The 24,281-nt window shown below is 68.8% G+C and carries 21 protein-coding genes and 1 pseudogene; 12 read left to right on the forward strand and 10 right to left on the reverse strand.

From position 1 onward, the window contains the following. Window positions 1–110: 110 nt before the first annotated feature. Window positions 111–1,730 carry a M4 family metallopeptidase gene (locus ABZ851_RS15975; protein ID WP_361127126.1) on the reverse strand — a complete coding sequence of 540 codons (1,620 nt, stop codon included), beginning with the start codon at window positions 1,728–1,730 and terminating at the stop codon, window positions 111–113. A gap of 504 nt (window positions 1,731–2,234) precedes the next feature. Between ABZ851_RS15975 and ABZ851_RS15980 the strand changes: the two genes are divergently transcribed. The 5 genes from ABZ851_RS15980 (at window position 2,235) to ABZ851_RS16000 (ending at window position 9,189) form a co-directional block, all read left to right on the forward strand. Beyond that, window positions 2,235–2,915, forward strand: coding sequence for a hypothetical protein (locus ABZ851_RS15980; RefSeq protein ID WP_361127129.1), 681 nt, complete (start codon window positions 2,235–2,237; stop codon window positions 2,913–2,915). 154 nt (window positions 2,916–3,069) lie between these two features. Further along, on the forward strand, window positions 3,070–4,800 hold the full coding sequence (locus tag ABZ851_RS15985; RefSeq protein ID WP_361127132.1) for an IPT/TIG domain-containing protein: 1,731 nt from the start codon (window positions 3,070–3,072) through the stop codon (window positions 4,798–4,800). Window positions 4,801–5,615: 815 nt separating this feature from the next. Beyond that, the gene (locus ABZ851_RS15990) at window positions 5,616–6,407 is read left to right on the forward strand and encodes an IPT/TIG domain-containing protein (protein WP_361127135.1); all 792 of its coding nucleotides are present in this window, start codon (window positions 5,616–5,618) and stop codon (window positions 6,405–6,407) included. A 151-nt stretch (window positions 6,408–6,558) separates the two neighbouring features. Continuing rightward, window positions 6,559–8,310 (forward strand): IPT/TIG domain-containing protein, encoded by a 1,752-nt coding sequence (locus ABZ851_RS15995; protein ID WP_361127138.1) that lies wholly within the window; start codon window positions 6,559–6,561, stop codon window positions 8,308–8,310. Between the two features lie 222 nt (window positions 8,311–8,532). Continuing rightward, the gene (locus ABZ851_RS16000) at window positions 8,533–9,189 is read left to right on the forward strand and encodes a class I SAM-dependent methyltransferase (RefSeq protein ID WP_361127141.1); all 657 of its coding nucleotides are present in this window, start codon (window positions 8,533–8,535) and stop codon (window positions 9,187–9,189) included. Window positions 9,190–9,270: 81 nt separating this feature from the next. On the opposite strand, the gene ABZ851_RS16005 is transcribed toward ABZ851_RS16000, so the two are convergent. Beyond that, window positions 9,271–9,501 carry a DUF6480 family protein gene (locus ABZ851_RS16005; protein ID WP_361127144.1) on the reverse strand — a complete coding sequence of 77 codons (231 nt, stop codon included), beginning with the start codon at window positions 9,499–9,501 and terminating at the stop codon, window positions 9,271–9,273. A 149-nt stretch (window positions 9,502–9,650) separates the two neighbouring features. Then, on the reverse strand, window positions 9,651–9,842 hold the full coding sequence (locus ABZ851_RS16010) for a hypothetical protein (protein WP_088795864.1): 192 nt from the start codon (window positions 9,840–9,842) through the stop codon (window positions 9,651–9,653). Between the two features lie 203 nt (window positions 9,843–10,045). Between ABZ851_RS16010 and ABZ851_RS16015 the strand changes: the two genes are divergently transcribed. Together ABZ851_RS16015 and ABZ851_RS16020 are read left to right on the forward strand one after the other, a co-directional pair. Next, window positions 10,046–11,179: a glutathione-independent formaldehyde dehydrogenase gene (locus ABZ851_RS16015; protein WP_361127149.1), complete on the forward strand. Its 1,134-nt coding sequence runs from the start codon at window positions 10,046–10,048 to the stop codon at window positions 11,177–11,179. Window positions 11,180–11,446: 267 nt separating this feature from the next. Beyond that, window positions 11,447–11,875: an STAS domain-containing protein gene (locus ABZ851_RS16020; RefSeq protein WP_361127152.1), complete on the forward strand. Its 429-nt coding sequence runs from the start codon at window positions 11,447–11,449 to the stop codon at window positions 11,873–11,875. Between the two features lie 214 nt (window positions 11,876–12,089). On the opposite strand, the gene ABZ851_RS16025 is transcribed toward ABZ851_RS16020, so the two are convergent. After that, window positions 12,090–13,058, reverse strand: coding sequence for a hypothetical protein (locus ABZ851_RS16025; protein WP_361127155.1), 969 nt, complete (start codon window positions 13,056–13,058; stop codon window positions 12,090–12,092). A 25-nt stretch (window positions 13,059–13,083) separates the two neighbouring features. On the opposite strand from ABZ851_RS16025, the pseudogene ABZ851_RS16030 reads away from it, so the two are divergent. Continuing rightward, a pseudogene (locus tag ABZ851_RS16030) lies at window positions 13,084–13,652 on the forward strand (hypothetical protein). A gap of 141 nt (window positions 13,653–13,793) precedes the next feature. Here the strand turns inward: ABZ851_RS16030 and ABZ851_RS16035 are convergent. Beyond that, window positions 13,794–14,423: a helix-turn-helix domain-containing protein gene (locus tag ABZ851_RS16035; RefSeq protein WP_361127158.1), complete on the reverse strand. Its 630-nt coding sequence runs from the start codon at window positions 14,421–14,423 to the stop codon at window positions 13,794–13,796. A 179-nt stretch (window positions 14,424–14,602) separates the two neighbouring features. On the opposite strand from ABZ851_RS16035, the gene ABZ851_RS16040 reads away from it, so the two are divergent. Continuing rightward, window positions 14,603–15,814, forward strand: a complete 1,212-nt coding sequence (locus tag ABZ851_RS16040) for an NAD(P)/FAD-dependent oxidoreductase (protein ID WP_361127161.1) — start codon at window positions 14,603–14,605, stop codon at window positions 15,812–15,814. Window positions 15,815–15,928: 114 nt separating this feature from the next. Here ABZ851_RS16040 and ABZ851_RS16045 read toward each other — a convergent pair whose 3' ends face one another. Beyond that, window positions 15,929–16,708 (reverse strand): class I SAM-dependent methyltransferase, encoded by a 780-nt coding sequence (locus tag ABZ851_RS16045; protein ID WP_361127164.1) that lies wholly within the window; start codon window positions 16,706–16,708, stop codon window positions 15,929–15,931. Between the two features lie 319 nt (window positions 16,709–17,027). On the opposite strand from ABZ851_RS16045, the gene ABZ851_RS16050 reads away from it, so the two are divergent. After that, complete coding sequence (locus ABZ851_RS16050; protein ID WP_361127167.1) at window positions 17,028–18,161, forward strand: PP2C family protein-serine/threonine phosphatase; 1,134 nt, start codon at window positions 17,028–17,030, stop codon at window positions 18,159–18,161. 46 nt (window positions 18,162–18,207) lie between these two features. On the opposite strand, the gene ABZ851_RS16055 is transcribed toward ABZ851_RS16050, so the two are convergent. The 3 genes from ABZ851_RS16055 to ABZ851_RS16065 form a co-directional block, all read right to left on the reverse strand. After that, entirely contained in the window at window positions 18,208–18,843 is a 636-nt protein-coding gene (locus ABZ851_RS16055) for a DUF4328 domain-containing protein (RefSeq protein ID WP_361127170.1), read from the reverse strand. Between the two features lie 288 nt (window positions 18,844–19,131). Beyond that, a complete protein-coding gene (locus tag ABZ851_RS16060) occupies window positions 19,132–20,196 on the reverse strand; it encodes an NAD(+)/NADH kinase (protein WP_361127173.1) in 1,065 nt (354 codons plus the stop codon). A 115-nt stretch (window positions 20,197–20,311) separates the two neighbouring features. Beyond that, window positions 20,312–20,653: a hypothetical protein gene (locus ABZ851_RS16065; protein WP_336053047.1), complete on the reverse strand. Its 342-nt coding sequence runs from the start codon at window positions 20,651–20,653 to the stop codon at window positions 20,312–20,314. Between the two features lie 538 nt (window positions 20,654–21,191). On the opposite strand from ABZ851_RS16065, the gene ABZ851_RS16070 reads away from it, so the two are divergent. Together ABZ851_RS16070 and ABZ851_RS16075 are read left to right on the forward strand one after the other, a co-directional pair. Further along, window positions 21,192–21,884 carry an ATP-binding cassette domain-containing protein gene (locus tag ABZ851_RS16070; protein WP_361127176.1) on the forward strand — a complete coding sequence of 231 codons (693 nt, stop codon included), beginning with the start codon at window positions 21,192–21,194 and terminating at the stop codon, window positions 21,882–21,884. Then, entirely contained in the window at window positions 21,881–23,824 is a 1,944-nt protein-coding gene (locus ABZ851_RS16075; protein WP_361127179.1) for a YhgE/Pip family protein, read from the forward strand. Before ABZ851_RS16070 ends, ABZ851_RS16075 begins: the two co-directional genes overlap by 4 nt. A 71-nt stretch (window positions 23,825–23,895) precedes the next feature. Here the strand turns inward: ABZ851_RS16075 and ABZ851_RS16080 are convergent, their stop codons facing one another. After that, the gene (locus tag ABZ851_RS16080) at window positions 23,896–24,186 is read right to left on the reverse strand and encodes an antibiotic biosynthesis monooxygenase (RefSeq protein WP_361127182.1); all 291 of its coding nucleotides are present in this window, start codon (window positions 24,184–24,186) and stop codon (window positions 23,896–23,898) included. Window positions 24,187–24,281 lie beyond the last annotated feature (95 nt).

The following is a 24,281-nucleotide window of genomic DNA, read 5'->3' on the forward strand; positions in this document are numbered from 1 at the left end:
AACGGGGCGGGCGGCGGGGGAGCCGCCCGGGGCATGCGGCGAGCGGCGTACGGCGTGTGTCCCGGCGCCGGCACCGAGGCCGGCGCCGGGACACACTACCCGAGGGGTGCCTACTTCACATTGACGCCCGTCCATGCGGCGCCGACGGCCTTGTACTCGGCGCTCGTCGTGCCGTACAGAGCGCCTGCCGCCTTCAGGGTCGCGGCACGTGCGGCCTTGTAGTTGGTGGTGGAGGTCATGTACGTGGTGAGAGCCTTGTACCAGATCTTCTCGGCCTTGGCCCGGCCGATTCCGGTGACCTTGGAGCCGTTGGAGGTGGGGCTGTTGTACTTGACGCCGTTGATGGTCTTGGCGCCGCTGCCCTCGGACAGCAGGTAGAAGAAGTGGTTGGCGACACCGGACGAGTAGTGCACGTCCTTGTTGCCGACGCCACTGGACCAGTAGTCGGCCGAGGCGCCGTCCTTGCTGGGCTTGTCCATGTAGCGCAGCGGAGTGCCGTCCCCGTTGATGTCGATCTTCTCGCCGATGAGGTAGTCGCCCGGGTCCGAGGAGTTCTTGGCGTAGAACTCGGCCGACGTGCCGAAGATGTCGGACGTGGCCTCGTTGAGGCCGCCGGACTCACCGCTGTAGTTGAGTCCCGCGGTGGCGGCGGTGACGCCGTGGCTCATCTCGTGCGCGGCCACATCGAGGGAGGTGAGCGGGTGTGCGTTCCCGTCGCCGTCACCGTAGGTCATGCAGAAGCAGTCGTCGTCCCAGAACGCGTTGACGTAGTTGCTGCCGTAGTGGACCCGGGAGTAGGCACCCTTGCCGTCGCCGCGGATACCGTTGCGGCCGAAGGTGTTCTTGTAGAAGTCCCAGGTGACGGCTGCCCCGTAGTGCGCGTCGACGCCGGCGGTCTGGCGGCTGCCGCCCCATACGTCGTCCGCGTCGGTGAAGAGCGTGCCGGTGCCCGAGGTGTTCTGCTTGAGGTCGTACGTCTTGTGGCCGCCGCGGGCACCGTCGGTGAGCTGGTACGTCGATCCGCTCTTGGTGGTGGTCAGTGCGACCTTGCCGCTGTAGGTGCTGGTTCCGGTGCCGGTCTCGATGGCCTCGTTCTGGAACAGCTTCTTCCCGGTGCTCGCGTCGGTGACGACGTGCAGTTCGCTGGGCGTGCCGTCCTTCTGAACGCCCTTGACGACCGTTTCGTAGGCGAGAACGGGCTTGCCGGTCGCGGCCCAGATCACCTTGCGCGGCGCGGAAGAGGCGCTGGCCCTGGTGTCCTTCTGCGCGGCGGCAGCGCCGAGTGCGCTCTTCTTCGCGGCGGTGGGCGCGAGCGCCGCGGACGTACTGGCCACCGATATCGCGGCGTTGGTCGCCTTGGTGACGCTGCGGGTGCCGTTCTTCGTCTGGTGAACCACCAGGTCACCGCCGAGGACCGGCAGCCCGCCGTAGGTGCGCTCGTACCGGGTGTGCACCGTGCCGTCCGCGTCCTTGATGACGTCCCGCACGACAAGCTTCTCCCGCGCGCCGAGGCCGATCTTCGCGGCGACGGTGGAGGCATTGCTCTGCGCATCCTTGAGCACAGATGCCCGCTGTGCGGTGGAGAGTTGGACCGCCGACGCGCCGTTCGCGCGGTCCGGCTGCGCGCTGGCCGAGCCGGCCTGGACGCCGATGGCGACCATGGCGGCGGAGGCGACCAGGGCGGCGGCGCGCAGGGTGTTCTTGCGGGGGGTGGACGAGATCCGTCTCAACTCGGTCTCCCTTGTGCGGACCGCGGGGTCGCGGCCCAAGAAGCGGCCGGGCAACCGAGGGGGGATGCCCGGTGGAGCAGAAGGAGTGAATCGAGGGGAGCGTGCCAGGAGTTGACGCTTTTTGACAGATGTTCAACACAGAAGAAACAACAATTTCACCAATGAGGCTTCTTTGTGGTGCATTTCGAGGTCTTTTGCCACCTAGATCCGGTGGTCGCCTTGTTGCTGCCCGCTGCCTGGCGGCGGTCACCGGGGCGTGCACCCGGCTGAACGGGTGAACAACCGTCAGCATCGCTTGTGCGGCCCTCACTCGGGTGGGTTACTGGCCCTACCTACCAGGTGGGCCGTCCATCCCTCCGCCGGGAGATGCGGTGGTCGGCTCATGGACGTGTTGACTCGGCTGCCCTAGGCATGGCGTCGCCTGACGGAGGGTTCTGCCGGCCGGCGCCTTCCGGGGTGTTGGCCGGTGGGGCCCGGCTCAACCCCGTCCGAGGAGGCGTCGTCTTGCGAGCCATTCATGTTCTGCGAACGCTGATGGCGGCGGCTGTCGTTCCGCTGGCATCCGCCTCCGCTCCCGACGCCCACGCAGCGTCGCCGATCGTGGTGGCCTGCGGTGAATCCGCGTTGGTCGACGCGGTGAACACGGCCAACGCCGCCGGGGGCGGCAGCTTGCTCCTTGCTCCCCTGTGTACGTACACCCTCACCAGCGCCCACAGTTCCGGGGGAGCCGGACAGTCACCGGGATTGCCGAACATCACCACCCCGATCTCCATGGCGGGCCTGGCCACCCGGATCACCCGGGCACCGAGCGCGCCGGCCTTCCGGATTTTCGAGGTCGACGGACCGTCACAAGTGCCTGGAGCAAACGGCCAGTTGACCATGGGGGCGGTGACTGTCAGCGGTGGTGATGCCGGCCTCGGTGTGGGAGGGGGGATCGCCAATCTCGGCGGCTCGGTAGCCCTCACCGGCAGCACGGTCCGCGACAGCAAGGCGTCATACGGCGGCGGCATCTACACCGACGGAACGCTGATACTCACCGGCAGCAGCGTCACCGCCAACACCGCCGGCGTCAATGGCGGAGGCATCTTCACCAACGCCGGCGGAGTGGTCCTGATCGGCAGTGGGGTGGTCGGCAACACCCCGAACAACTGCGGTGCCCTGCCTCCCGTTGCCCCTGCCTGCTGAAGGCGGGCACCCTCCCGGCACCACGTCGCGAGAACCGGCAGACCGCCTTCCCCGGCTCCCCGCTCGCCGCGGAGCGCACGGCAGCCCGTCCGTGCCCTGACCGACGACCAGTCAACTGGCGATGACCGGTTCACGACAGGAGAAGGAGAGCATCATGGCTCCGGCAGGGACCGGCGCCGGCCCCACCCAAGGCGCACCGGCAGGGGCGCTTCAGTCGCCCGTCCATGCCGACGGCGTTCCGGGCCGGGGGGACGTCAGGGACACAGATGAACCGCTGTCGGTGGACGAGATCGTGGTGGGGCACACCCCCATCTGGGCGGCGATCACCCCGGACGGCCGACGTGTCTATGTGACCAACTTCGGGGCCGGCAGCATCAGTGTCATCGACACCCGCACCCGTGACGTCATCACCACGATCGGTGTGACCAGCGGACCGTGGGAGATCGCGATCACTCCGGACGGGCTGCGCGCCTACGCGGCCTGCTTCGGGACCGGCAGTGTGGCCGTCATCGACACCGCCACCAACACCGTCATCACCACCATCGAGGGGCTGGACAAGCCCCTCGGCCTCAAGGTGACTCCCGACGGCTCCCGCCTCTATGTGGCCAGCCTGGGCGGGAGCCGGGTGGATGTGATCAGCACGGCCACCGACACCCTCATCGCCTCGGTGCCGATGAGCAGCGGTCCACGTGGTGTGGCGGTCACCCCCGACGGGGCGCAGGTCTACGTCACCGAAGAGGGCGCGAACACGGTCGAGGTCATCGACACCGCCACCGACACCGTCATCGAGACCATCACCGGGTTCCTCCTCCCGAGGGGAGTGGCGGTTTCGCCCGACGGACAGCGCGCGTATGTGTCGGAGTACGGCGGCAACCGGCTCGGCGTCGTCGACACGGCCACGCATGCCGTGGTGGGCGCCCTCACCGGGCTGTCCATCCCTTTGGGCGTGGCGGTCAGTCACAACGGGGTGCTGGCCTACGCCACCTGCGACGGCGATGACAGCGTCGCCGTCATCGATCTCATCAGAAACGAGATGATCGACAAGGTTTCGGGCTTCCACGGGCCGTCCTGGCTGGTGATCACGCCGGACGACGTCGAGGTCTACGTGGTCAACAACCGTAATGAGACGGTGAGCGTGCTGGCCGCGCCGTCCGGTGGGTACCCCAACGTGGGGCCCATGTCGGGTGGGACGCCGGTGACCATCATCGGGGAGGGGCTGGGCAACACCACCGCCGTCCGCTTCGGAGGCCGCCCGGCCTCGTTCATCATCGTCAACAACCGTGAGATCCAGGCCGTTTCGCCCCTCCTGGCCCGCGACGTCAGCATCGACGTCACCCTCGGGCAGCGCACCACCCGGACCGTCGACCGCTTCTACTACCTCCCCGACTCGCTCCTGACCCGGATCAGCCCGACGTCGGGCCCGTTGGGCGGGGGCGGCACACTGACCGTGACCGGCCGGGGCCTGATCACCACCACCTCGGTGCACTTCGGCAACGTGGCCGTCACCCCGTCCTCCGTCCTGGACGACCAGGTCACCGTGACGGTGCCGGCCGCGCAGACGGCAGGACCCGTGCCGGTCACCGTGGTCACGCGCAGCAACTCGTACGGGAAGGCCACCTACACCTACGTGGGCCCACCCAGCATCGCCTCCGTGACTCCCGCCACCGGCTCCACGGCGGGCGGTGGCCCGGTCCTGATCGAGGGCGCCGGGCTCGCGTTCACCGAGTCGGTGACGATCGGCGGAGCCGCGGCCGCCTTCGGGATCGTCTCCCCTGCCCGGATCGCCGTCGTCACTCCTCCCGCGGAGGCCCCTGGCCCGGCGGATGTCGTGGTGACGACGGCGGGCGGCACCGCTACCGCACCCGGGGCCTTCGTCCACACCTGATCGCCGGGGCCGGCGGCCGGATGATGCCGGATACGGCGACCGAGGGCGAGAGGGAGCGGCGCTGCCGCCATCGCGGCCGGGTGCACCCTGGGCCCGGGAGGCGCCCGCCCTGGCCGTCCCGTTGAACGTGATCGAGCCGGCGGCAGCGACGACAGGCAGGGTGATGGCACGGGTCCGGTCCGTGGGCGCGGCGCGATCAGTGCGGGGAGGGCGCTCCTTACTTGGTCTCTGCCGCGATGTTCGTGGGTACGGACGGTGTGCAGCGCTGCGTGGACCGGTGCGCTTCCTCACGCCTTCGCGCATAGCGCACCACCAGCGCCCGGCCGTCGCGCCGAGCGCCGAATCTCGCGTCGTCCGCGACGTCACTTGCCCCGGCCGGGCAACGCGAGGCGGACCGGCTCGGAGGCATCTTCCGGCTCGCACGCATACCGCCGACCGGTGGGCAATTGACGCCAACTCCCCAATTCCTGCAAGGGGGTTGGCGGCAGGGCGCACCGTACTCGCAGGGGCGCGCAACGGCGCCCGGAGCCGAACCGCGAACTCTTAACCGATTGTCCTACAGGCTCCTCGGTGCCCCACTTCCACCTGTCGCCTCCTTCACCCCTTGGCTTTAATTGATTCAAGCGAGATTGACGGTGCCCCATGATGCGGCGCCGCGTCGCTTCACAGAGGACGACCCGCCCAGGCGCCCTGAGGCAACGGTCCCACCATCCCCTTCCCGCCCCACGGGGGACACCCCATGAGATCGCGGGCCGCGACAGCTACCGCCGGCTCCTGCGCACCCCGCAGAGCGGCACATTCGAAGGAGAAAGATCATGGCAACCATCACGTCGTTGGTGGACACAGCAACCACCACGAATCAGGGTAAACCAGGCGATACCGTCCAGATCAATGGAACCGCCCTGTCCACCACCACGAGGGTGAACTTCGGCTCGGCGACGGTTACCCCGACAGGCGTCACTGCCACCCAGGTCACCTTCGTGGTGCCGAGCACGGCGCCGTGCTCCGGCCAGGTCTCCGTCAGCGTCACCAGCAGCGCCGGCGCCACCAGCAACGCGCTGCCGTTCTTCGTCATCGCCGCGCCGACCACCACAGGGCTGAGCGTCAGCTGTGTATCGGCCGCCACGGGTGGTTCGGTGACGCTGTTCGGCACCAACTTCCTTTCCGGAACGCAGGTCGGGGTGGGCACCGTCGGCAACGTGGCAGTCACGCCGACCCAGCCGAGCCAGGTCACCTTCACCGCGCCGGCCAACCCGGGGCAGGTCGGTACGGTGTCGACCCAGTCGGTGAACATCACCACCGCCGGCGGAACCAGCGCCGGGGGCACCACCCTGATCGACTACTACCTCGCGCCGGCCATCACCTCGTTGGTCCCCACCTCCGGTACGACGGGGGACCAGATCACCGTCAACGGAACCGGTTTCGTCGGTGTCGACACCGTCACCTTCACCGACAGCGCCGCCGCCACCGCCACCGCGGTCTTCACCCCCGTGAGCGACACCCAACTCGTCGCCACGGTGCCCGGTGGACTCGCCACCGGAGCCGGGACCATCACCGTCCACACCTGCGGCGGCAACTCCAACGCCCAGGCCTTCACCGTCACCTGATCGTCGGGAACGACCGGGGACCAACGGCACTACCACCAAGTCGCCGCCCGTCCGCAGCGTACGGCGCGGGCGGGCGGTGACGCCCCCGCGCCCTGGCCGACCGCCGGCCAGGGCGCGGCTGCCCAGGCGGTACAAGAAGGAGACGAGCATCATGGCCCCCGTAGTGACCAGCGTCAGCCCCGCCCAAGGTGCTCCAGCGGGGGGTACCAACGTCACCATCACCGGCTCCGGCTTCACCGGTGCCACCATGGTCAGGTTCGGCCCGAACGGAACCCCCTTCGTCATCGTCAGCGATACGCAGATCACGGCCAAGACCCCCGCAGGGACCGGTACGGTCCAGGTCACGGTCACAGCGCCAACAGGGACCAGCACCCAGAACGTATTTTTCACCTACACTCCGGCCCCCGTACTCATCACACTCACCCCCACTTCCGGCCCCACGGCGGGTGGGAATGTCGTGACGATCAACGGCACCAACCTCTCCGGTGCGAGTTCGGTGAAGTTCGGGGGGAGTTCGGGGGTTGTGATATCCAATACTGCTTCTCAGGTGATGGTGATTGCGCCTGCGGGCGTGGGGACGGTGAATGTCACGGTGACGACGGCGGGCGGCACGAGCAATGCTCTTGCCTATACGTATGTTGCGGTTCCTGTCCCGGTTATCAGTAGTCTGAGTCCGGTGTCGGGTCCGACGGCGGGTGGGAATGTGGTGACGGTTAACGGCGCCAATCTCTCCGGTGCGACCTCGGTGAAGTTCGGCGGTGCCTCGGGGGTCATTGTGACCAATACTGCTTCTCAGGTGACGGTGATTGCGCCTGCGGGCGTGGGGACGGTGAATGTCACGGTGACGACGGCGGGCGGCACGAGCAATGGCCTTGCCTATACGTATGTTGCGGTTCCCGTGCCGGTTATCAGTAGTCTGAGTCCGGCGTCGGGTCCGACGGCGGGTGGGAATGTGGTGACGATCAATGGCACCGGCCTGTCGGGTGCGAGTTCGGTGCTCTTCGGGGGCAGCCCTGCCACCATCCTCACCAATACCGCCACCCAGATCACCGTCAGCGCTCCGGCAGGAGCCGGTTCGGTGAATGTCACGGTGACGACGGCGGGCGGCACGAGTAATGCCCTTGCCTACACCTACGTTGCAGCTCCCGTGCCGGTTATCAGTAGCCTGAGCCCGACTTCGGGGCCCACCGCGGGTGGCAACGTCGTAACGATGAACGGCACCAATCTCTCCGGTGCGAGTTCGGTGAAGTTCGGGAGCAACGCGGCAACGATCCTCACCAATACCGCCGGCCAGATCACCGTCATCGCGCCCGCGGGGCCGCCGTCCTCGGTCAATGTCACGGTCACCACGGCCGGCGGCACCAGTAATCCCCTGCCGTACTTCTATCTCTCCGCACCCACCCTCAGCGATCTGTCCCCGCACCTCGGCCCGGCCACCGGAGGCAACACCGTCACCGTCTTCGGTACAAACCTGACACTCACCAACGCCGTGAACTTCGGGGGGAATCCGGCCACCGCCATCACTGTGGTCTCCGACAACCAACTGACCGTGACCGCTCCGGCCGGGACCGGCACGGTCGTCGTCACCGTCACCACACCGGGCGGGACCAGCACCGCGGCCACCGGGAATCCGTACTACACCTATCTCGGGGCGCCCGTCCTGACCAGCCTCATCCCCTCCCATGGCGCTGACCTCGGGGGCGACGCGATCGTGCTGGGCGGCAGCAACCTCACCTACACCGACGCGGTGTCCTTCGGCGGAGTCCCGGCCTCGTTCTCGGCGATCTCCGACGCCCAGGTCGTCGCGACCTCCCCGGGCGGAGCGCCCGGCACGGTGAATGTCGTGGCGCACACCCCGGCCGGGAACAGCAACGCCCTGCCTTATGTCTATGACCCGTCATAGGGCCAAGTGAAGGACTTCTCGGGCATGGTGCCGAGTTGGCGTATGCGGCGCGCTGGCGTCTGCGGCGCGCCTGCGCGAGTGCCGTCGGTGCACCCGGTGCAAGGTCGGATGCAGATGCCCTCCCGACGAGAGCCGACCGCACCTGACCCCGCCCCCGCCGACTCGGCTGACACTTCCTCAATCGAGCTGACGCAGAAACCGGGGGCTTGGTGGACTGACGTGATGACATCACTGCCGCACCGAGTCCTCCGGGCCCTCGACCGGTTCAATGCCGCCCACCCCTGGGACCACAATGCCCACTACCACCGCTGGATCCTGCGACAACTTCCCGAACGCTTCGACAGCGCCCTGGACATCGGCTCCGGCAGCGGCGACCTGGCGCGGCTCCTGGCCGCACGCGCCCATCAGGTCCGGGGAATCGATTCCGACCCAGTGATCATCTCCCGGGCGCAGCGGCTGACGTCTCCGGCGGTTCCGGCGACCTTCACGGTCGCGGACGCGCTGACCGGGATCCCTGCCGGCCCCTACGACGTCATCACCTGCGTCGCCGCCGTCCACCATCTGCCCTTCACCAAAGCGCTCACCGTCTTCCGAGGGCACCTGGCCCCCGGCGGAACTCTGGTGATCGTCGGCCTGTCCCGGGCGCAGACTGCCGGGGACCATGTGCTCGGCACCCTCGCAAGCCCACTGAATGCCGCCACGGGCTGGCTCAAGAACAAGGGCCGCAAGGCACCCCGCCCGGTCTCGATGACCGCCCTGACCCGACCGGCGGAGATGAGCTTTTCCGACATCGTCCGTGAGGCCCATGACGCTCTGCCCGGCGCCCGGCTGCGCCGCCGGCTGTTCTGGCGCTACACGCTCGTCTGGCATCGCCGGTGAGCGGACGCGCACCCGACAGGACCCGGTGCGCCGGCGATGGCTGTTCAGCGCTTGGACGGTCGGCGCCGGGACCGCCGGCGGTCACAGGGTCACGGTCACGGCGTATGCGATGAAGAACGCTGCGCAGAGCACGACGATGATGGCGAGGATGATCATGGGGCCGGTGGCCCAGCCGCGGGTCTGCTTGTCGCGGGGGCCGGTCTCTGCCCCGGTGCTTCCCTCGCCCTGCGGGGTTTCCTCCGGGGGAACCCCGACTCCTGGCGCGACGCCGGGGCGCCGGCGTGGATCCGGATCGGAATATGGAGAGCCCATGCCTGCAGTTTGCCCCGTTTTGCCGGGAATAAAGATCTGAAGCGCATGGGGGAGTGGCGGCGGCTCCGGCCATGAGCCGGAGCGTCGGGGCGGCACACCCGGATCCATGCAGTTCAGGGGCGTACGCGGCGAAGCCGTACGCAGGCGGGTCAACGGTCGGCGATGTCCTCGCGGAGGCCGTCGGAGAACTCCCACCATGACAGCGGGAGCCAGTCGCCGTTCACGAATGCATCGACAGTCGCACCGCGACCGCGGACGGTAACCGTCGTCCCCGGCGGGTACGAGGTGCCGGACAGGCCGAGCACGGGTACCAGCAAGGTCCCGAGTCGCTGTGCTGCCACGTGTCGACCTCTCTTTCATTTCTCGGTGCGAATGGGGCCACCCGGAGTCTCGGACCCCAGAGCTCCATAGTGGATATCCCTTCTCACGTTACCGGCTTGCCGCATTCAGTAGACCGGAGAATCATGAGGAATAGGTCACGTCAAAGGCGGGGAAATGGCGGGGCGATTCTGCATGCTCTCCGCCGAGCGGGAGGTGGAAGCACATGAAGGCCGTCGTCTACAAAGGGCCGTACTCCGTGGAGGTCGAGGACGTCGAGAAGCCCGGCATCCAGCACCCCAACGAAGTGATCGTAAAGATCACCTCCACCGCGATCTGTGGTTCTGACCTGCATATGTACGAAGGCCGCACGGCGGCCGAGCCGGGCATCGTCTTCGGTCACGAGAACATGGGGATCATCGAAGAACTCGGTGAGGGTGTCACCTCACTCAAGGAGGGCGACCGTGTGGTCATGCCCTTCAATGTCGCCTGCGGGTTCTGCACCAATTGCGTCGAGGGATATACCGCTTTCTGCCAGACCGTCAATCCAGGATTTGCGGGCGGTGCTTACGGCTATGTCTCCATGGGGCCCTGGGTGGGCGGCCAGGCAGAATATCTTCGCGTTCCCTACGCCGACTTCAACTGCCTGAAACTGCCACCGGGAAACGAGCACGAGACCGACTTCATGCTGCTCGCTGACATCTTCCCCACCGGATTCCACGGCTGTGAACTCGCCCAGGTGCGCCCGGGCGAGAGCGTCGCGGTGTACGGCGGCGGGCCCGTGGGGCTCATGGCTGCTTACTCGGCGCTCCTGCGCGGCGCCAGTAAGGTCTTCGTCGTCGACCGGGTACCCGAGCGACTGGAGAAGGCCCGGGAGATCGGCGCGGTCCCGGTCAACTTCGCCGAGGGCGACCCGGTGCAGCAGATCAAGGACCAGACGAGCGGTGCCGGAACGGACAAGGGTGTGGACGCCGTCGGATATCAGGCGATGGCGCACGGCATGGCCGGCGAGGAACCGGCCACGGTCCTGAACTCGCTCGTGGGCACGGTGCGGGCCACCGGCGCCCTCGGTGTGCCGGGCCTGTACGTGCCGGCCGACCCGGGAGGCCCTGACGAGCAGGCCAAACGGGGCATGCTCCTGGTGTCGATCGGCAAGCTCTTCGAGAAGGGCCTGCGGATGGGTACCGGGCAGTGCAATGTGAAGCGCTACAACCGGCAGTTGCGCGACATGATCATCGAGGGCCGCGCGAAGCCGGGCTTCGTCGTCTCGCATGAACTGCCCCTCGACCAGGCTCCCTCCGCATACGACAAGTTCGACAAGCGCATCGAGGGCTACACGAAGGTCGTTCTGCATCCGTAGACCGTGCGGCGCTGCGATTCCCAAGACCGTGCGGCGGCGCGATTCCCACCGTGCGACTCCGACGTGCGGGCCGATACCGGCCGGGCTCTGGCCGGGCGTTCTTCGCCGGCTGAGGGTCGTCTGCGGCCTGTCCTGCGGCCGATGGCGGGCGGCATCCGCGCACGGCTCTGTCTGAAGCAAGGATGACGGGGTACGCGAGCTCCACCGATCAGGGAACTGATCAACGGAAACCCATCAGCGGAAGCCGATCAACGGAAGGTGGCGGTCGTGTCCGAGTCCTACGAGCTGAGCGTCGAGGTAGAGGTCACCGAGCCGGAGGTGGCCGTGGTGACCGTGTCGGGGGATCTTGACGGCGAGACCGGCACCTCCCTTCACCACCAGCTGGCCAACCAGATCGTGCACGGCAGGCGGTTTCTCGTATTGGACCTGCGAGCCGTGCCGTTCATGGACTCCTCAGGACTGAACATCCTCATTCGCGCGTCCAACGAGGCCAAGCGCCTTGACGGGAGCCTGCACCTGGCGGCGGTGTCCGATGTGGTGCTGCGCCTGCTGGACCTGACCGGGATCAGTGTGACCACTCCGGTCCACGCGAGCCCCGAGGACGCCCTCGCCGTGATCGCGGCGCAGCGCTCTCCCACTTCCGGACGGGCGGATGAGGCGGCCCGTTCTGCGGCCTCCGCCTCGGATCCCGCCTGACCGTGAGGAGCGCGTCGTCTGCCGGGCCGGCCCGGCAGGCGGGCCTCCCACGACGCGCCGCTGTAATACGGGCCCTCCGCCGGCTCCGCGACCTCCTGGCGGCTTGCCCACAGGAGTCCGGGCGGTGAGAACCGTGGCTCGCGGTTCTCACCGCCCGGGCCCTCCCGCTGCCATGCCCCGCCCGGTTCGTCGTCACATGACGTGCCTAACGACTTCAGTCCTCTGTCAGCGCATCGACCGTCTCGTCTGCCAGGTCGTGCAGGAACGCGGGGCACACCCACGCTTCCAAGGGCTCCCCTTCGTACTCGTCCTCGTCTTCGTCGTCCCACCCGTAGTCCTCGGCGAATTCCGCTCGGCCGCCCGGGCTGCGCAGGAGGTAGCCGACACGGTTCAGGTGGTCCGGATCGTTGGTATCGGGATGCTCACCGGGGCCGTGGGTGCACGGGTGGTCGCTGAGCAGCGTGACGGCGTCCCGGACCCCCTTGACCATCGCAGCCGGCACCGCGGGGTCCGTGATCCGTTCTGACGCCGCGTACCAGCAGGTGGCGTTCATCGTCACGAGATAGCCGGCCAGTACCCCGCGCGTCGGCTGAGGCGGAAGACAGGTGGCCTCGTCGGTCAGCTCGTCATGCGGATCGCAGTAGGGGTAGTCGTTCACGATCCCTGAAAGAGTGCGGATACAGCTGCGGTGGTACTTCGGTGCTCCCGCGGGGATGCGCCGTACGGAGAATGGGGCGATCACATCCGCTGCGAGGCGGGCCCACCCGGCGACGTTGACCGGGCACAGAATCCGCCCGCTGTCGGTGTCACCATCCGGCGAGGCGAGTTCGCCGGTCAGCAGTCCGTTGTCGCCTGCCCAGATCTCGTCCTCCAGGGCGTCCATCTCGGCCTCGTACGGGTGGTTGTCGTGTGAGCAGGGCCTGTCGGCGAGTGCCTTCGCCGCGGCGTGCAGTGCGTCGAGGGCGGCGCGTTCGGCGGTCTGCCCGGGACGCCAGGCGAGGTAGCCCGACATCGTCACCAGCCCCGACACCCACACATGGGCGTGTTCCCCGCCGGGGTCGGAGGCGAGTCTGTGTGCGCAGTCGAGCACGAGCGGGTCGGCTTCGTCCGCGGGGGAGGTGGCGCAGAGGTGCTGCCAGGCATCGGCGAGTTGGGCAATGGTGAGGTGAGGTGTATCGGTCACGACTTACACGACGGCGCCCCGTCCTCTGCGGTTCCGGTGTTCCCGGCGCTTTCGGCAGGTCAAAGGCGCAGACACCGCGCTCTTGGTGACGGCCGTCGCCGTGGATCTGGACGGCACTGCCCAACACCCGACGGGTGCGCGTGGTTTTTGCGACGTCGGCACCGGCCGGATCGCGCTGCCGCTGGCGGGCCGAGGGGCCCCGGTGCACGGCATCGACATGTCCCGGGCTGCTTCCGCAATGCCGCTGCCCACCTGAAGCCGGGCGTCTGCTTCGTCATCGAGGTGGGGGTGCCGGAGCTGCGCCGACTGCCGCCGGGCCAGAACGCCGTGCCCTTCCACATCAGCCCGACTCAATGGGCATTCGACACCTACGACACCGCCACCCAGGCCATGAGCTCCCCCTACGTCAAGATCACCAACGGCCGCACCACGTACTCGTCCATCCCGTTCCGGTACGTATGGCCGGCGGAACTGGACCTGATGGCACAACTCGCCGGTCTACGGCTGCGCGACCGGTGGGAGGACTGGACACGGACGCCGTTCGCCAGCGAGAGCCGTCGGCATGTCTCGGTCTGGGAGAAGCCTGCCGGCTGACCACGAACCGAAGCGCACCCAGGCCGACTTCGGGCGGGACCCGCGGTCACGGCCGGCCCGCGGTCACGGCCGGCCCGCGGCCGGGGTCGGCCCGCCGTCACGACCGATCAGCGGTTACGGCTGACCAGCGGTCAGGATCATTCAGCGGTCACGACCGCCCCCGCCGTCACCGCCCTGGCCGGAAAGGTCTTCCTGCCGCGCCAGGGGAGTGGTGGCCCAGCCGTTTTCCAGCAGGGCGAACAGGTCGCGCATGGTCCGTGCCGGGTCTTCGCTGGCCCGGGCGATACCGGGGGCTTCCAAGGCGAAGCGTGCCAGGCCGGTGACGGCGGGAGCGTCAGGAGTCAGCCCGGTGGCATCGGCGAGGGCAACGGCCAGTGCCTTCTCGTGGCGCGACCACATGCCCCGGGCGTAATCCCGCAGCGCGGGGGTGGATTCGACGAGGACGAAGGTGGGGTCGTCGTTCCGCACGACGGTTCGGGTGCGCACCATGTGGTCGCGCAGGGCGTGCAGCACGGGCTGACCGGGTGCCCGGTCGCGCACGGCCGCGACGAGGGCGCCCTCCATGTCCGTATCCAGGTCGAAGACGAGGGCTTCCTTGCTGGGGAAGTGCTTGAAGAGCGTACTCAGCGAGACATCGGCCGCCTCCGCCACTTCGCGTACACCGACCTGGTCGAAGCCGCGCTCGGTGAACAGCCGCACCGCGGCATCCGTCAGGGCCTGCCTGGTCCGGGCCTTCTTGCGCTCGCGGCGCCCTGTCGTCGTCTCGGCCATGCCCCCACCTTATCCCCTTGAGGGAATCCGATCACAAAGGAGATCGGATGCAAAGTCGGAGCAGTTGTACTTTTGGAGCTGCTGTGTTTCTGTTGGCAAGTGAGCCCGGTGTACCCCGGCCGGCACCCAGCCGCCGGAGCCCGGGTCGTCCTTGATCCTCGGAACGGAGCGTGATCTGCATGTCCACGACCCCTCGCATCGCGATCGTCGGCGCCGGCCTGGGCGGCCTCGTCTGCGCGCGCGTCCTGCAGCGGCACGGCCTGCCGGTGACGGTCTTCGAGCGTGAGGCCGGCCCCGACTCCCGCTCGCAGGGCGGCACCCTCGACATCCACGAAGACACCGGCCAGGTCGCCCTGCGGGCAGCCGGACTGTTCGACCAGTTCCTCGCCCTGTCCCGGCCCGACGGCCAGGAGTGGCGCCTGTACGACCGTCACGCGACCCTGATACGCCACGACCAGGCCGCCGAGGACGATCTGAGCAGGCCCGAGATCGACCGCGGCCGGCTGCGCACCCTCCTCCTGGACTCCCTCGCCCCCGGTACGGTCCGCTGGAACCACGCCGTACAGGCCGCCGGGCCGCTACCCGACGGCGGCGCTCGCCTGCACCACCACGACCGTGCCGTCGAGGACTTCGACCTGGTCATCGGCGCCGACGGGGCCTGGTCCCGGGTACGCCCCGCGCTCTCCGGTGCCCAGCCCTCCTACGCCGGTGTCACGATGGTGGAAGCCCACTTCGACGACGTCGACCACCGTCACCCCGGTATCGCCCACCTGGTCGGTGGCGGCACCATGTCGGCCAAGGCGGGCGGCCGCAGCCTGGTGCTGCAGCGCAACAGCAACGGACACGTCCGCGCCTACGTCACCTTCCGCGGCCCCCAGGACTGGCACGCCGGCCTCGGCCTCGACGACACCGAAGCCGTACGCGCCCGCCTCCTCGCCCTGTACCAGGGCTGGGACGAGAGCCTGCTGGACATCCTGCGTGACAACGAGGGCGGCTTCCTCAACCGGCCCATGTTCGTCCTTCCCGTTCCCCACAGGTGGCAGCGCGTCCCTGGCATCACCTTGCTCGGCGACGCCGCCCACCTGATGCCGCCCGCCGGCGTCGGCGCCAACCTCGCGCTGCTCGACGGCGCCGACCTCGCCCGAGCCGTCGTCGGCCACCCCACCATCGACCAGGCTCTCGACGCCTACGAGAGCGTCATGCTGCCCCGCGCCATCGACAACGCCAGGACCGCCCAGCACATGCTCGCCACCCTCATGCCCGACACCGACACCGACACCGACACCGACAGGGACAGGGAAACCGGCGCCGAGTCCGGGGCGGCCGCCTTCCCCGACGCCCTCTGGCCGGCCGGCGGCCTCCCTGACGCGACTCCCGCCCGCACCAGCTGAGAGGAGGCGACGGCTCATGAACGACAGCATGCGAGTGCGAGAGGCACCGACCGAGGATCGACGACGGCTCGGGCGAGGTCGGTGCCAACCTCTCTTCCCGCGCCACCGGGGCGGTCATGGACGTAGCGCGACGAAGACCAACTCCCGGCCCGGCCGGTCAGGGGCATCGCGAACGTCTTCCACCGCAAAGCCGTGCGCGACCAGGTCCCTTTCGACCTCCTGCCGCTCACGGAAGCGCAACGTCGAATCCGCGGTCAGCACCTGCCCGTCCGCAGCGAACACACAGGTCCCGCGGAACGTCACCAGCGGCAGGTTCACCTCGATCAGCTGGACCCAGCTCTGGACGATGCCGACGCCGGGAACCTGCGCCACGCGGTAGGAGCCTTCGCGGTGCCATTCCTCCCAGGCGCGTCTAGCCGGGTCCCGGGTCTCGAACACCAGACGTCCGCCGGGCCGCAGCGCTTCGTAGGCCCCCCTCAGCGTCTGCCGCCACAACGACGGATCGGCAATTTCCTGGGCCACGTTCGCCGTCATCGTCACAAGGTCGACCTGCGGCGCCGGGAAGGCCGTGACATCACCGGGGGCTGTGACATCACTGAGGGCTGTCCCCTCACTGAGGGTCGTGGCATCACCGCAGATCCAGCGCACTCGCGCGCTGCCCGGTTTGGCCCGGGCGACATCGAGGGACGCCCGGTCGGGATCGATGCCGACCACCGAGATCCCGCGATCGGCGAGGAGGAGGGCGAACACTCCCGTCCCGCAGCCGATGTCCAGCACTCGCTTCGCCCCGAACTCCTCCGCCATCCGGACATAGGCGTCGAGATCACTGCGATCCGGGTCGAGCGGGTCGTAGAGCGCGGCGAGCCGTGGGTCCCCGGAGCACTTGTCAGCCATGCTGCCGAACGTATGCGGCGCCGGCCCCGGACAGCTATCTGTTTTCGCCGGCACTCGAAGACCGTCCGGTGCATGGCGGTGACGGCCGCGTCGCCCACCGTGCCGTACGGCGACATTGTGTCGTACTGCGCCGTGTGCCGTACTGCGAGGTCGTGTCGTACTGCGACGTCAGGCGGACCGGCCGGTGACCGTCCGGCCGCCGTATCGGCCGGTCGCGGCGCCCGGGCCCTTAGGCCGTTCGGCCGCAGTGCGGTGTCACTGCGGACGGCTGCGCTGTCACGAGGCCGCCGGGAGGGCAGAATGACCTGATAATGACCTGATGAGGGTGTTGCCGGTGTGGTCACAGGTACGCCGTTTGGTTCCCGCCGCGGTGATCGCTCTCGCGGCGTTGGTGAATTTGCTGACGCCTCCTTCGGTATCGTCCGCTGCCCTGCTGGCCGTGGCGCCGGTGACAGCGGTTTCGCTGCTCAGCCCGGCGGGCATCGTCGGCATCGGCCTGACGGCGATGCTCGTGCAAGGGGGGCTGGCTTTCGCCGGCGGAAGCTACGACTGGCAGGGCGACGCGGCTGTCCAGATCACCCTGGCGGCGGTCACCGTGCTGGCGGTCGGCCTGAACAGGTCGCTGCGCACCCAGCATGTGAGCGCGAGCCGGGCACGCTACGCAGCGGAGGTCGCCCAGCGAGCCGTGCTGCCCAGCCCCCCGAGCAGGCTGGGGGACCTGCGGATCGCCGCCCGCTATGTACCGGCCGAAGACATGGCACTGATCGGCGGCGATCTCTATGTGATGCAGGAGACGCCGTACGGGGTGCGCGCCATGGTCGGCGACGTGAGGGGCAAGGGCCTGTCCGCCGTCACGGCGGTCAGTGTCGACATCGGAGTCTTCCGCTACGCCGCCGACCACGAGCCCGATCTGCCCGCCCTGGTGGACTGCATGGAGGAGGCCCTGTTGCGCGAAAGCCAGCGCCGGGAGGGCCTGGATGCGACGGAGGGGTTCACCACCGCCCTGATCGTTCAGTTCGCCACCGATCTGGCCCAGGTCCACATCGTCAACCGCGGCCACCCCGCTCCTCTGCTGCTGCATGCGGACGGCCGGGCGCACCTGCTGGAACCGAAAGAGGAAGCACCACCCCTGGGCATCTCCGCCCTGGGGGAATGGACTTCACCCGTGGAGACGCACCCCTTCCCACCTGGGGCGATGCTGTTGTGCTTCACCGACGGGGTCACCGAGGCCCGCGACCCGGCCGGGGCCTTCTACGACCCCGCCGAGCGCGTCCCCCACATGATGCAGTCCTACCGGCGCCAGACCGGCCATTTCCCGGAACCCTCGACGGTCCTCGACTTCCTGGCCCGTGACGTCAGCCGCCACAGCGGCGGCGCACCCCAGGACGACCAGGCCCTCCTCGCACTGCACCGGCCGGTGCCGGAACAGGATCTCCTCGCCCGGCCCCTGTGACCGTGCCCGGCCGGAGTCGGCTGGAGGCCCCGAAGGCCCGCTGCTGTCAGAGTGCAGGCCCTCGCAGCGCCTTCTCATGCTGCATGCGGGTGAGGCGGCGTACGAAGAGAATGGCAAGGACGGCGGCCAGGATGTTGAAGACGTCGCTGGCCATGAGCCCGGCGATCGCCCCCTTGATCTCTTCCGGGCCCCCGGCCCCCGAGTACCGCCGGCCGGCCAGGCGCCCGAAGATCAGGTTCACGATCCACAGTCCCCACCACCAGTTGAGCAGCGCCCTGGACCGGGATGTGTCGTCGGCACTGGCGTTCCAGATGTCGGTGGCTATCTGCCGGGGAAACCACAGGTTGACCACCGGCACGATCCATCCCCATATCGCCCAGCCGCGCTTCCTCGCGTGGTACTCGGGGGCAAAGACCTCGGCGTTGACGCGGGTCCGGTGGAACCAGACGACAAAGACCACGGCGGTCGCGAGGGTGGTAGCGAGCTGCAGCTTCCCGGACGCCCCGTACAGCGCGTCCGCCTGGTCGATCTCCTGCGAGGTCACCGAGCCGATGTTGCCGATGAGTCTGCCGACCAGCTGGTACGACTGGTTGCCCTGCCACAGTGCGAACAGATCCGCGCCGATGACGAGGCCGAGCAGGATCATCACGGCCTTCGAGAGCCCGACAGGCGAGCGGAGCACGGCCTGCGAACCGGGTGGAGCGGGCCGGCCTGAAGGCGGCGGCAGCGGTGCGACGGGCATGTGAGACATGCGAAACCCCCCATGGGTACGAGATCAGTGTGTTTGCGCACGCAGTCGGACGTCTCTCCCCGAAACGGTCCAAGCGGCAGGCGGAACTTACGCGTTCCACACACTCTCTGTCCACTGAAAAGGGACAGACCGCATTTCCCTGCTCTCTTTGCTCCCATCGCCACACGAGCCCCTCGATGCCCAGGGGCATAGAGAGACCGCAGGTGACCCGGGCTCGGATCAGTCGGCGTCCAGGGGGAGGGGCGGCAGGCGGAGGTGCGCGAGATCCGCGGGGGGCGGGCTGGTGTGGGGCCACAAGGGGGTGACGCCGGTGTCTTCTGCGGCAGGGGCGTCGGTCAGGCGCATGCGCTCCCGCAGCCGGCCGTAGAAGTCGGTCGGTCCCAGTCGCACGACGCGCAGACGCTGCGGAGCCGCGTAGACGCCGATCCAGTCCCCCGGATCGAGGACGCCGCGCAACTGGCCGTCGACGCTCACCGCCGCGCGGCCCGAGTGTTCCAGGACCCGCAGGGCCACGGCCTCGTCGGGGGCGGCGACCACCGAGCGGTTGAAGGTCATGTGCGGAGCGACGGGGGTGAAGACGATGGCATCGGCCGCAGGAGAGATGACAGGGCCGCCGGCAGCGAAGCTGTAGGCGGTGGATCCGGTGGGTGTGGCGACCAGGACGGCGTCGGCGGAGTACGAGGCGAGCAGTCGGCCCGAGAGGTACACACCGAGGGAAACCTGCCGGTCGCGGGCGAGCTTTTCCAGGACGATGTCATTGAGGGCCGTCAGGTTGAGCGCGACACCCCAGTCGAGGGCGACGGCACAGTCGGTGCGTACCAGCGGCGGAGGGAGCGCGGGCCCCCGGCCGTAGCGCAGGAGGGCTTCCATCCCCTCGGGAAGTCCCAGCGGCCGGGACGCCCGCATCGTCAGCATCAGACGGGTCTCGACATCCACCTGACCACGGTGGATGGTGTCCAGCGCGCAGGCGACGTCTTCGGCGGGGACCTCGGTCAGGAAGCCGAGAGTGCCCAGGTCGACGCCGAGGACCAGAGCGTCGTTCTGTGCGGCCAGGCGCGCTCCACGCAGGAAGGTGCCGTCTCCTCCGAGCGTGACGATCAGGTCGGGGTCACCGGCGGCGACGACCTCCTCCCGCGCGTCCCGCCGTTGCTCGTCCGGACTCCACACGTCGATGGCGACGCAGCCGACGCCCCGGCGCACGCACCACTGCCGTACGACGTCGGCGGCCGCCACGGCGGCAGGACGCCCTTCGTGGACGACGATGCCCACCTGTTGCACGCTCACGCAGTGTTTTCTCCCTCTGCATGCCCGTGCGTACACCGGTGAGAGCACACCCGCCTCGGATGGCTGCAGGCGTCCGGGCGACCGGCACACGGTGACCGGCCTGACACCGTTGGCTTCAATCCGTCCGATCCGGCGAATCCGAGGCGGAATCCCGGTGGGCACGGTCTTCGGGGCCAGGCGGGCGCAGGTGCGGCTGTGCGGTGCCGGTCAGGTCGCCGGCGGTCAACGCGATCCACAACGACAGGACCGCGAGAGGAAGTTCGACGAGGCAGGCGGTGGCCAACGCGACGAGAAGGCCGCCCGCCTCCTCACGGGGCGTGGTCATCACGTCGAACCAGGCATCGACCACGAGCATGGTCGTCACCGCTACGGCCGCGAGGTTCACCTGGCGGTGCCGTCGGTGGGCGAGCACCGCCGTCAGCAGAATGACGGCGGCCAGGCCGATGTCGAATCCCACCCACGGTGCGTCGTACGAAGACAAGGTGGCTCGCCGGGGCAACGTGAACGCCAGATACAGCGTCCAGGGGACCAGCGCTACCCCAAGGCCCGTGAACAGGGGAACGACCCACCGCGGTGTCGGACGGATTCTCAGAATTCCGCCGCCCCCGGACCTCCGAACCGCTCTCACCTGTACACCTCTGCATCGCCGGTACCGCTCAGTCGCTACCGAAATATCATGAAGAGGTCCTACTCGCCCACAGCGCCCCGTCGGCCGGCCCCAGGGCGTGCCGGCCCCAGGGCGCGGAGGAGAGGACCGCAGGTGTCCAGGAATGCGGAGCCTGCTGCGAGGCGTGTGGTCACATGGGCCTCCAGCACCCCGAGCATGGGATCCTTCCAACGTACGGAACACAGCGGGGGAGCGCAGCGATCTGAGCGAGAATTGAGCGTGCACAGCGATACCTGCCAACCCCCGGCACCTACCACGTGAAGAGCGTCACAACTCTCCTGCTGCAGAGGTGGGTTGACCGGCCCGGCCCTGGGCTACACGTTGCTGCATGACAGCTGCTCGAGTTGACGTGGTGGCCCGCGGGGCGAGCGTGCGGGGGCCGAGAGGGCCGGTGTTCGAGGGGGTGGACCTGGATGTGCCGGCGGGCGGACTGCTCGCCGCGTACGGCCCGGCCGGATCCGGGCGTACCTCTCTGCTGCTTGCGCTCGCCGGGCGGATGCGGCTCTCCGGCGGAGCCGTCCGGGTCGGTGGGCACGTCCTGCCCGCCGAGGGGCGGCGGGTACGCAGGCTGGTCGCCGTCGCCCGGGCCGCGCCCGCCGTCGATCTCGAAGGACGGCTGCGGGTGCGCGAGGTGATGGCCGAACGCTGCCTGACCAGCCCCGGTGTGACGGAGCGCCGTATCCGCCAGGCATGCGAGACCCTGGACCTCGCCCCACGAGGGGCAGACCTGGTCGAGGACCTGGGTCCCGCCGACGGGCTGCTGCTGGCGACCGCCCTGGCCCTCGCCGAACAGCCCGGAGCCCTCGTGGTCGACGACGTCGACGACGGCCTGCCACCCGACGCGCACGGACCCGTGTGGGAGGCCCTGCACCGGGTCCAGGACGACGGTCCTACCGTGCTGGCCGGCTGCCTTCGCCCGCCCCCGCCCACTCCCGGCCTGATCACGCTGTTACTGCCGCGGCGCAGTCGGGACCGCCTCCCGGCCGGGACGGCCGCAGTCCGAGAGGACGCCGACATATGAAAGCCGTCAAGCTGGCGCTCCTGGAACTACGGCGCTTCCGCGGCCCGATGCGCCGACTGGTCCCCGTCCTGCTCTGCCTGGTGCCGCTGCTGTACGGCGCCATGTACCTCTGGGCGAACTGGGATCCGTACGGCAAGACCGACCGCATGCCGGTCGCCGTCGTCAACCAGGACCACCTGGCACATGCGCAGCAGGGCCGCCGGGTGAACGCCGGAGACCAGCTGGTGCAGCAGCTCAAGGCATCCGGCACCTTCGACTGGCACTTCGTCGGCCCCCACGAGGCGCGGGACGGACTGGAGCACGGCCGCTACTTCTTCACCATCGCCATCCCACCCGACTTCAGCAGCAAACTCGCCACCGGAGCCGACACCCGCCCCCAACAGGCGGGCATCCATATCGAACTCAACGATGCGCACAACTACATCGCCGGCATCATGACGGAGGTGGTGCAGAACAAGCTGCAGGACCAGGTCAACTCCGCCACCCACGCCGCCTATGTGCGCAGTGTCTACGGCGAGTTGTCCGATGTGCGGGGCAAGCTGTCCACCGCCGCTGACGGGGCACACCGGCTGGTGGGTGCCACCCGTGTGGCGCAGCAGGGCACATCCACGGTTGCGTCGGCGACCTCCACCCTGCATGACGGCGCCGACGGAGTCTCCGCCGGAGCCCAGCAGATCGCCCGTGCCACCCGTCAGATCGACGACCTCTCCGGCCGCCTCGACCGGGCCGCGGCCGACCGTCTGCCCGGAGCCGTCTCCGCCCTCGTGACCACCGCCCGGCTGACCACCGACGGCCTGGACGCGGTGCACACCGCCACCAGCGCCACCCGCAAGGGCACCTCCCGCGCCGTGAGCGACCTCACCGATCTCGCCGATTCCCACCCCGAACTACGGAACGACCCGGTCTACCGGAGCGCCCTCAGTCACGCCCGTGACCTGGATTCCACCGCCACCGGCCTCGACGGCCGGGCCGCGGCCGCCGAGAACAACGCCCGCCGCGCCCTTCGTGACGCCGAACGCCTCCAGGGCGACATCGGCTCACTCCGGAGTGATGTGCTGGCCCTGCACACCCCGCTCCGTCTCGTCGACACCGGTTCCCACAGCGCCGCCGACGGCGCGCGCGGCCTGGTCGACGGGCTGGGCACCCTGGAGAAGGGCTCCGGAGCCCTGCGCTCCGCCGCCGACCAGGCGCACGACGGCGCCTCTGACGTCTCCCGCACCGTGGACCAGGGACTGCACAAGGTTCCCCGTACGAGCCCCGACCAAGTCGCTCACGCCGCCGAAGTACTGGGCACCCCGGTACACATCGATCGCGGCAACCTGCACCCGGCGGGGGTATACGGGCGGGGTCTGGCCCCGTTCTTCTTCGGCATCGCCCTCTGGGTGTTCGGCCTCTTCGCCTACCTGTTGCTGCGCCCGCTCAATACCCGTGCCCTGGCCGGCCGGGTCGGGGCCTTCACCACCGCCCTCGCGGGATGGCTTCCGGCGGCGCTTCTCGGCGCCGTGGGGGCGCTGGTGCTCTACGGGGTCGTCGACCTCACCCTCGGGCTCAGTCCCGTTCACCCCTTCGCGATGATCGCGCTCCTGGTCACCGCGGCAGCGGCCTTCGTCGCCGTCGACCACTGCCTGCGCACCGTCTTCGGAGTGCCGGGCGATGTCCTGTCCCTGGTCCTGCTCATCCTCCAGCTCACCGCCTCCGGCGGCCTCTATCCGCTGCCCACCGAGCCGGCCTTCTTCCAGGTACTGAACCCGCTGCTCCCGATGACCTATCTGGTCGACGGACTGCGGGTCACCGTATCGGGCGGCCTCACCGCGAACCTGCTGCGGGACTTCGTCGTCCTCTTCCTCTTCACGGCCGGCTTCCTCACCATGACCGCGCTCGCCGTACGACGGCAACGGGTATGGAACGTCGGGCGCCTTCACCCGGACGTATCCCTGTGAGCGTGCAGCTACTCGACGATCGCCGTAAGAGACGCCACCATCTTGATCACGAATCACCGCAAGCCCTGGCCTCAGAGTCGTACCGGCGCGCTCGGGTGCACCTCACGCTCGATGCGCGGCATGATCTCGGGCACATAGATCTTCTGGATGGCTTCGCCGGCATCGTGGGTCTCCCAGTGGTCCCGCGTCGCCCAGCGCTCGACCAGGATGAACCGGGCCGGATCCTCGTGCGAGTGGTACGCCTCCCAACTGACACAGCCGTCCTCGGCAAGGCACAGCGGGCGCATTCGGGCCAGGGCGTCAGCAACCGGAGCGATGTCTTCGGTCTTGGAAACGTGCGCGATGACGATGAGGTCGAACACCACTACTCCTTGATTCATGCATGCGTGCCGACTGGCGGCAGACAGGCTACAGCTGAGGTTTGCGGAGGAGCGGGTTCGGCGCCTGCTCTTCGTTC

The organism is Streptomyces sp. NPDC047049, from assembly GCF_040643995.1.
In the GTDB taxonomy this organism is placed as follows: domain Bacteria; phylum Actinomycetota; class Actinomycetes; order Streptomycetales; family Streptomycetaceae; genus Streptomyces; species Streptomyces mooreae.

Bases quoted from the DNA above. Each gene is read 5' to 3' on its own strand.
- ABZ851_RS15985 (WP_361127132.1), top strand. From the start codon at position 3,070: ATGGCTCCGGCAGGGACCGGCGCCGGCCCCACCCAAGGCGCACCGGCA.
- ABZ851_RS15990 (WP_361127135.1), top strand. From the start codon at position 5,616: ATGGCAACCATCACGTCGTTGGTGGACACAGCAACCACCACGAATCAG.
- ABZ851_RS15995 (WP_361127138.1), top strand. From the start codon at position 6,559: ATGGCCCCCGTAGTGACCAGCGTCAGCCCCGCCCAAGGTGCTCCAGCG.
- ABZ851_RS16000 (WP_361127141.1), top strand. From the start codon at position 8,533: ATGACATCACTGCCGCACCGAGTCCTCCGGGCCCTCGACCGGTTCAAT.
- ABZ851_RS16005 (WP_361127144.1), bottom strand. From the start codon at position 9,501: ATGGGCTCTCCATATTCCGATCCGGATCCACGCCGGCGCCCCGGCGTC.
- ABZ851_RS16015 (WP_361127149.1), top strand. From the start codon at position 10,046: ATGAAGGCCGTCGTCTACAAAGGGCCGTACTCCGTGGAGGTCGAGGAC.
- ABZ851_RS16035 (WP_361127158.1), bottom strand. From the start codon at position 14,423: ATGGCCGAGACGACGACAGGGCGCCGCGAGCGCAAGAAGGCCCGGACC.
- ABZ851_RS16040 (WP_361127161.1), top strand. From the start codon at position 14,603: ATGTCCACGACCCCTCGCATCGCGATCGTCGGCGCCGGCCTGGGCGGC.
- ABZ851_RS16045 (WP_361127164.1), bottom strand. From the start codon at position 16,708: ATGGCTGACAAGTGCTCCGGGGACCCACGGCTCGCCGCGCTCTACGAC.
- ABZ851_RS16050 (WP_361127167.1), top strand. From the start codon at position 17,028: ATGAGGGTGTTGCCGGTGTGGTCACAGGTACGCCGTTTGGTTCCCGCC.
- ABZ851_RS16070 (WP_361127176.1), top strand. From the start codon at position 21,192: ATGACAGCTGCTCGAGTTGACGTGGTGGCCCGCGGGGCGAGCGTGCGG.
- ABZ851_RS16075 (WP_361127179.1), top strand. From the start codon at position 21,881: ATGAAAGCCGTCAAGCTGGCGCTCCTGGAACTACGGCGCTTCCGCGGC.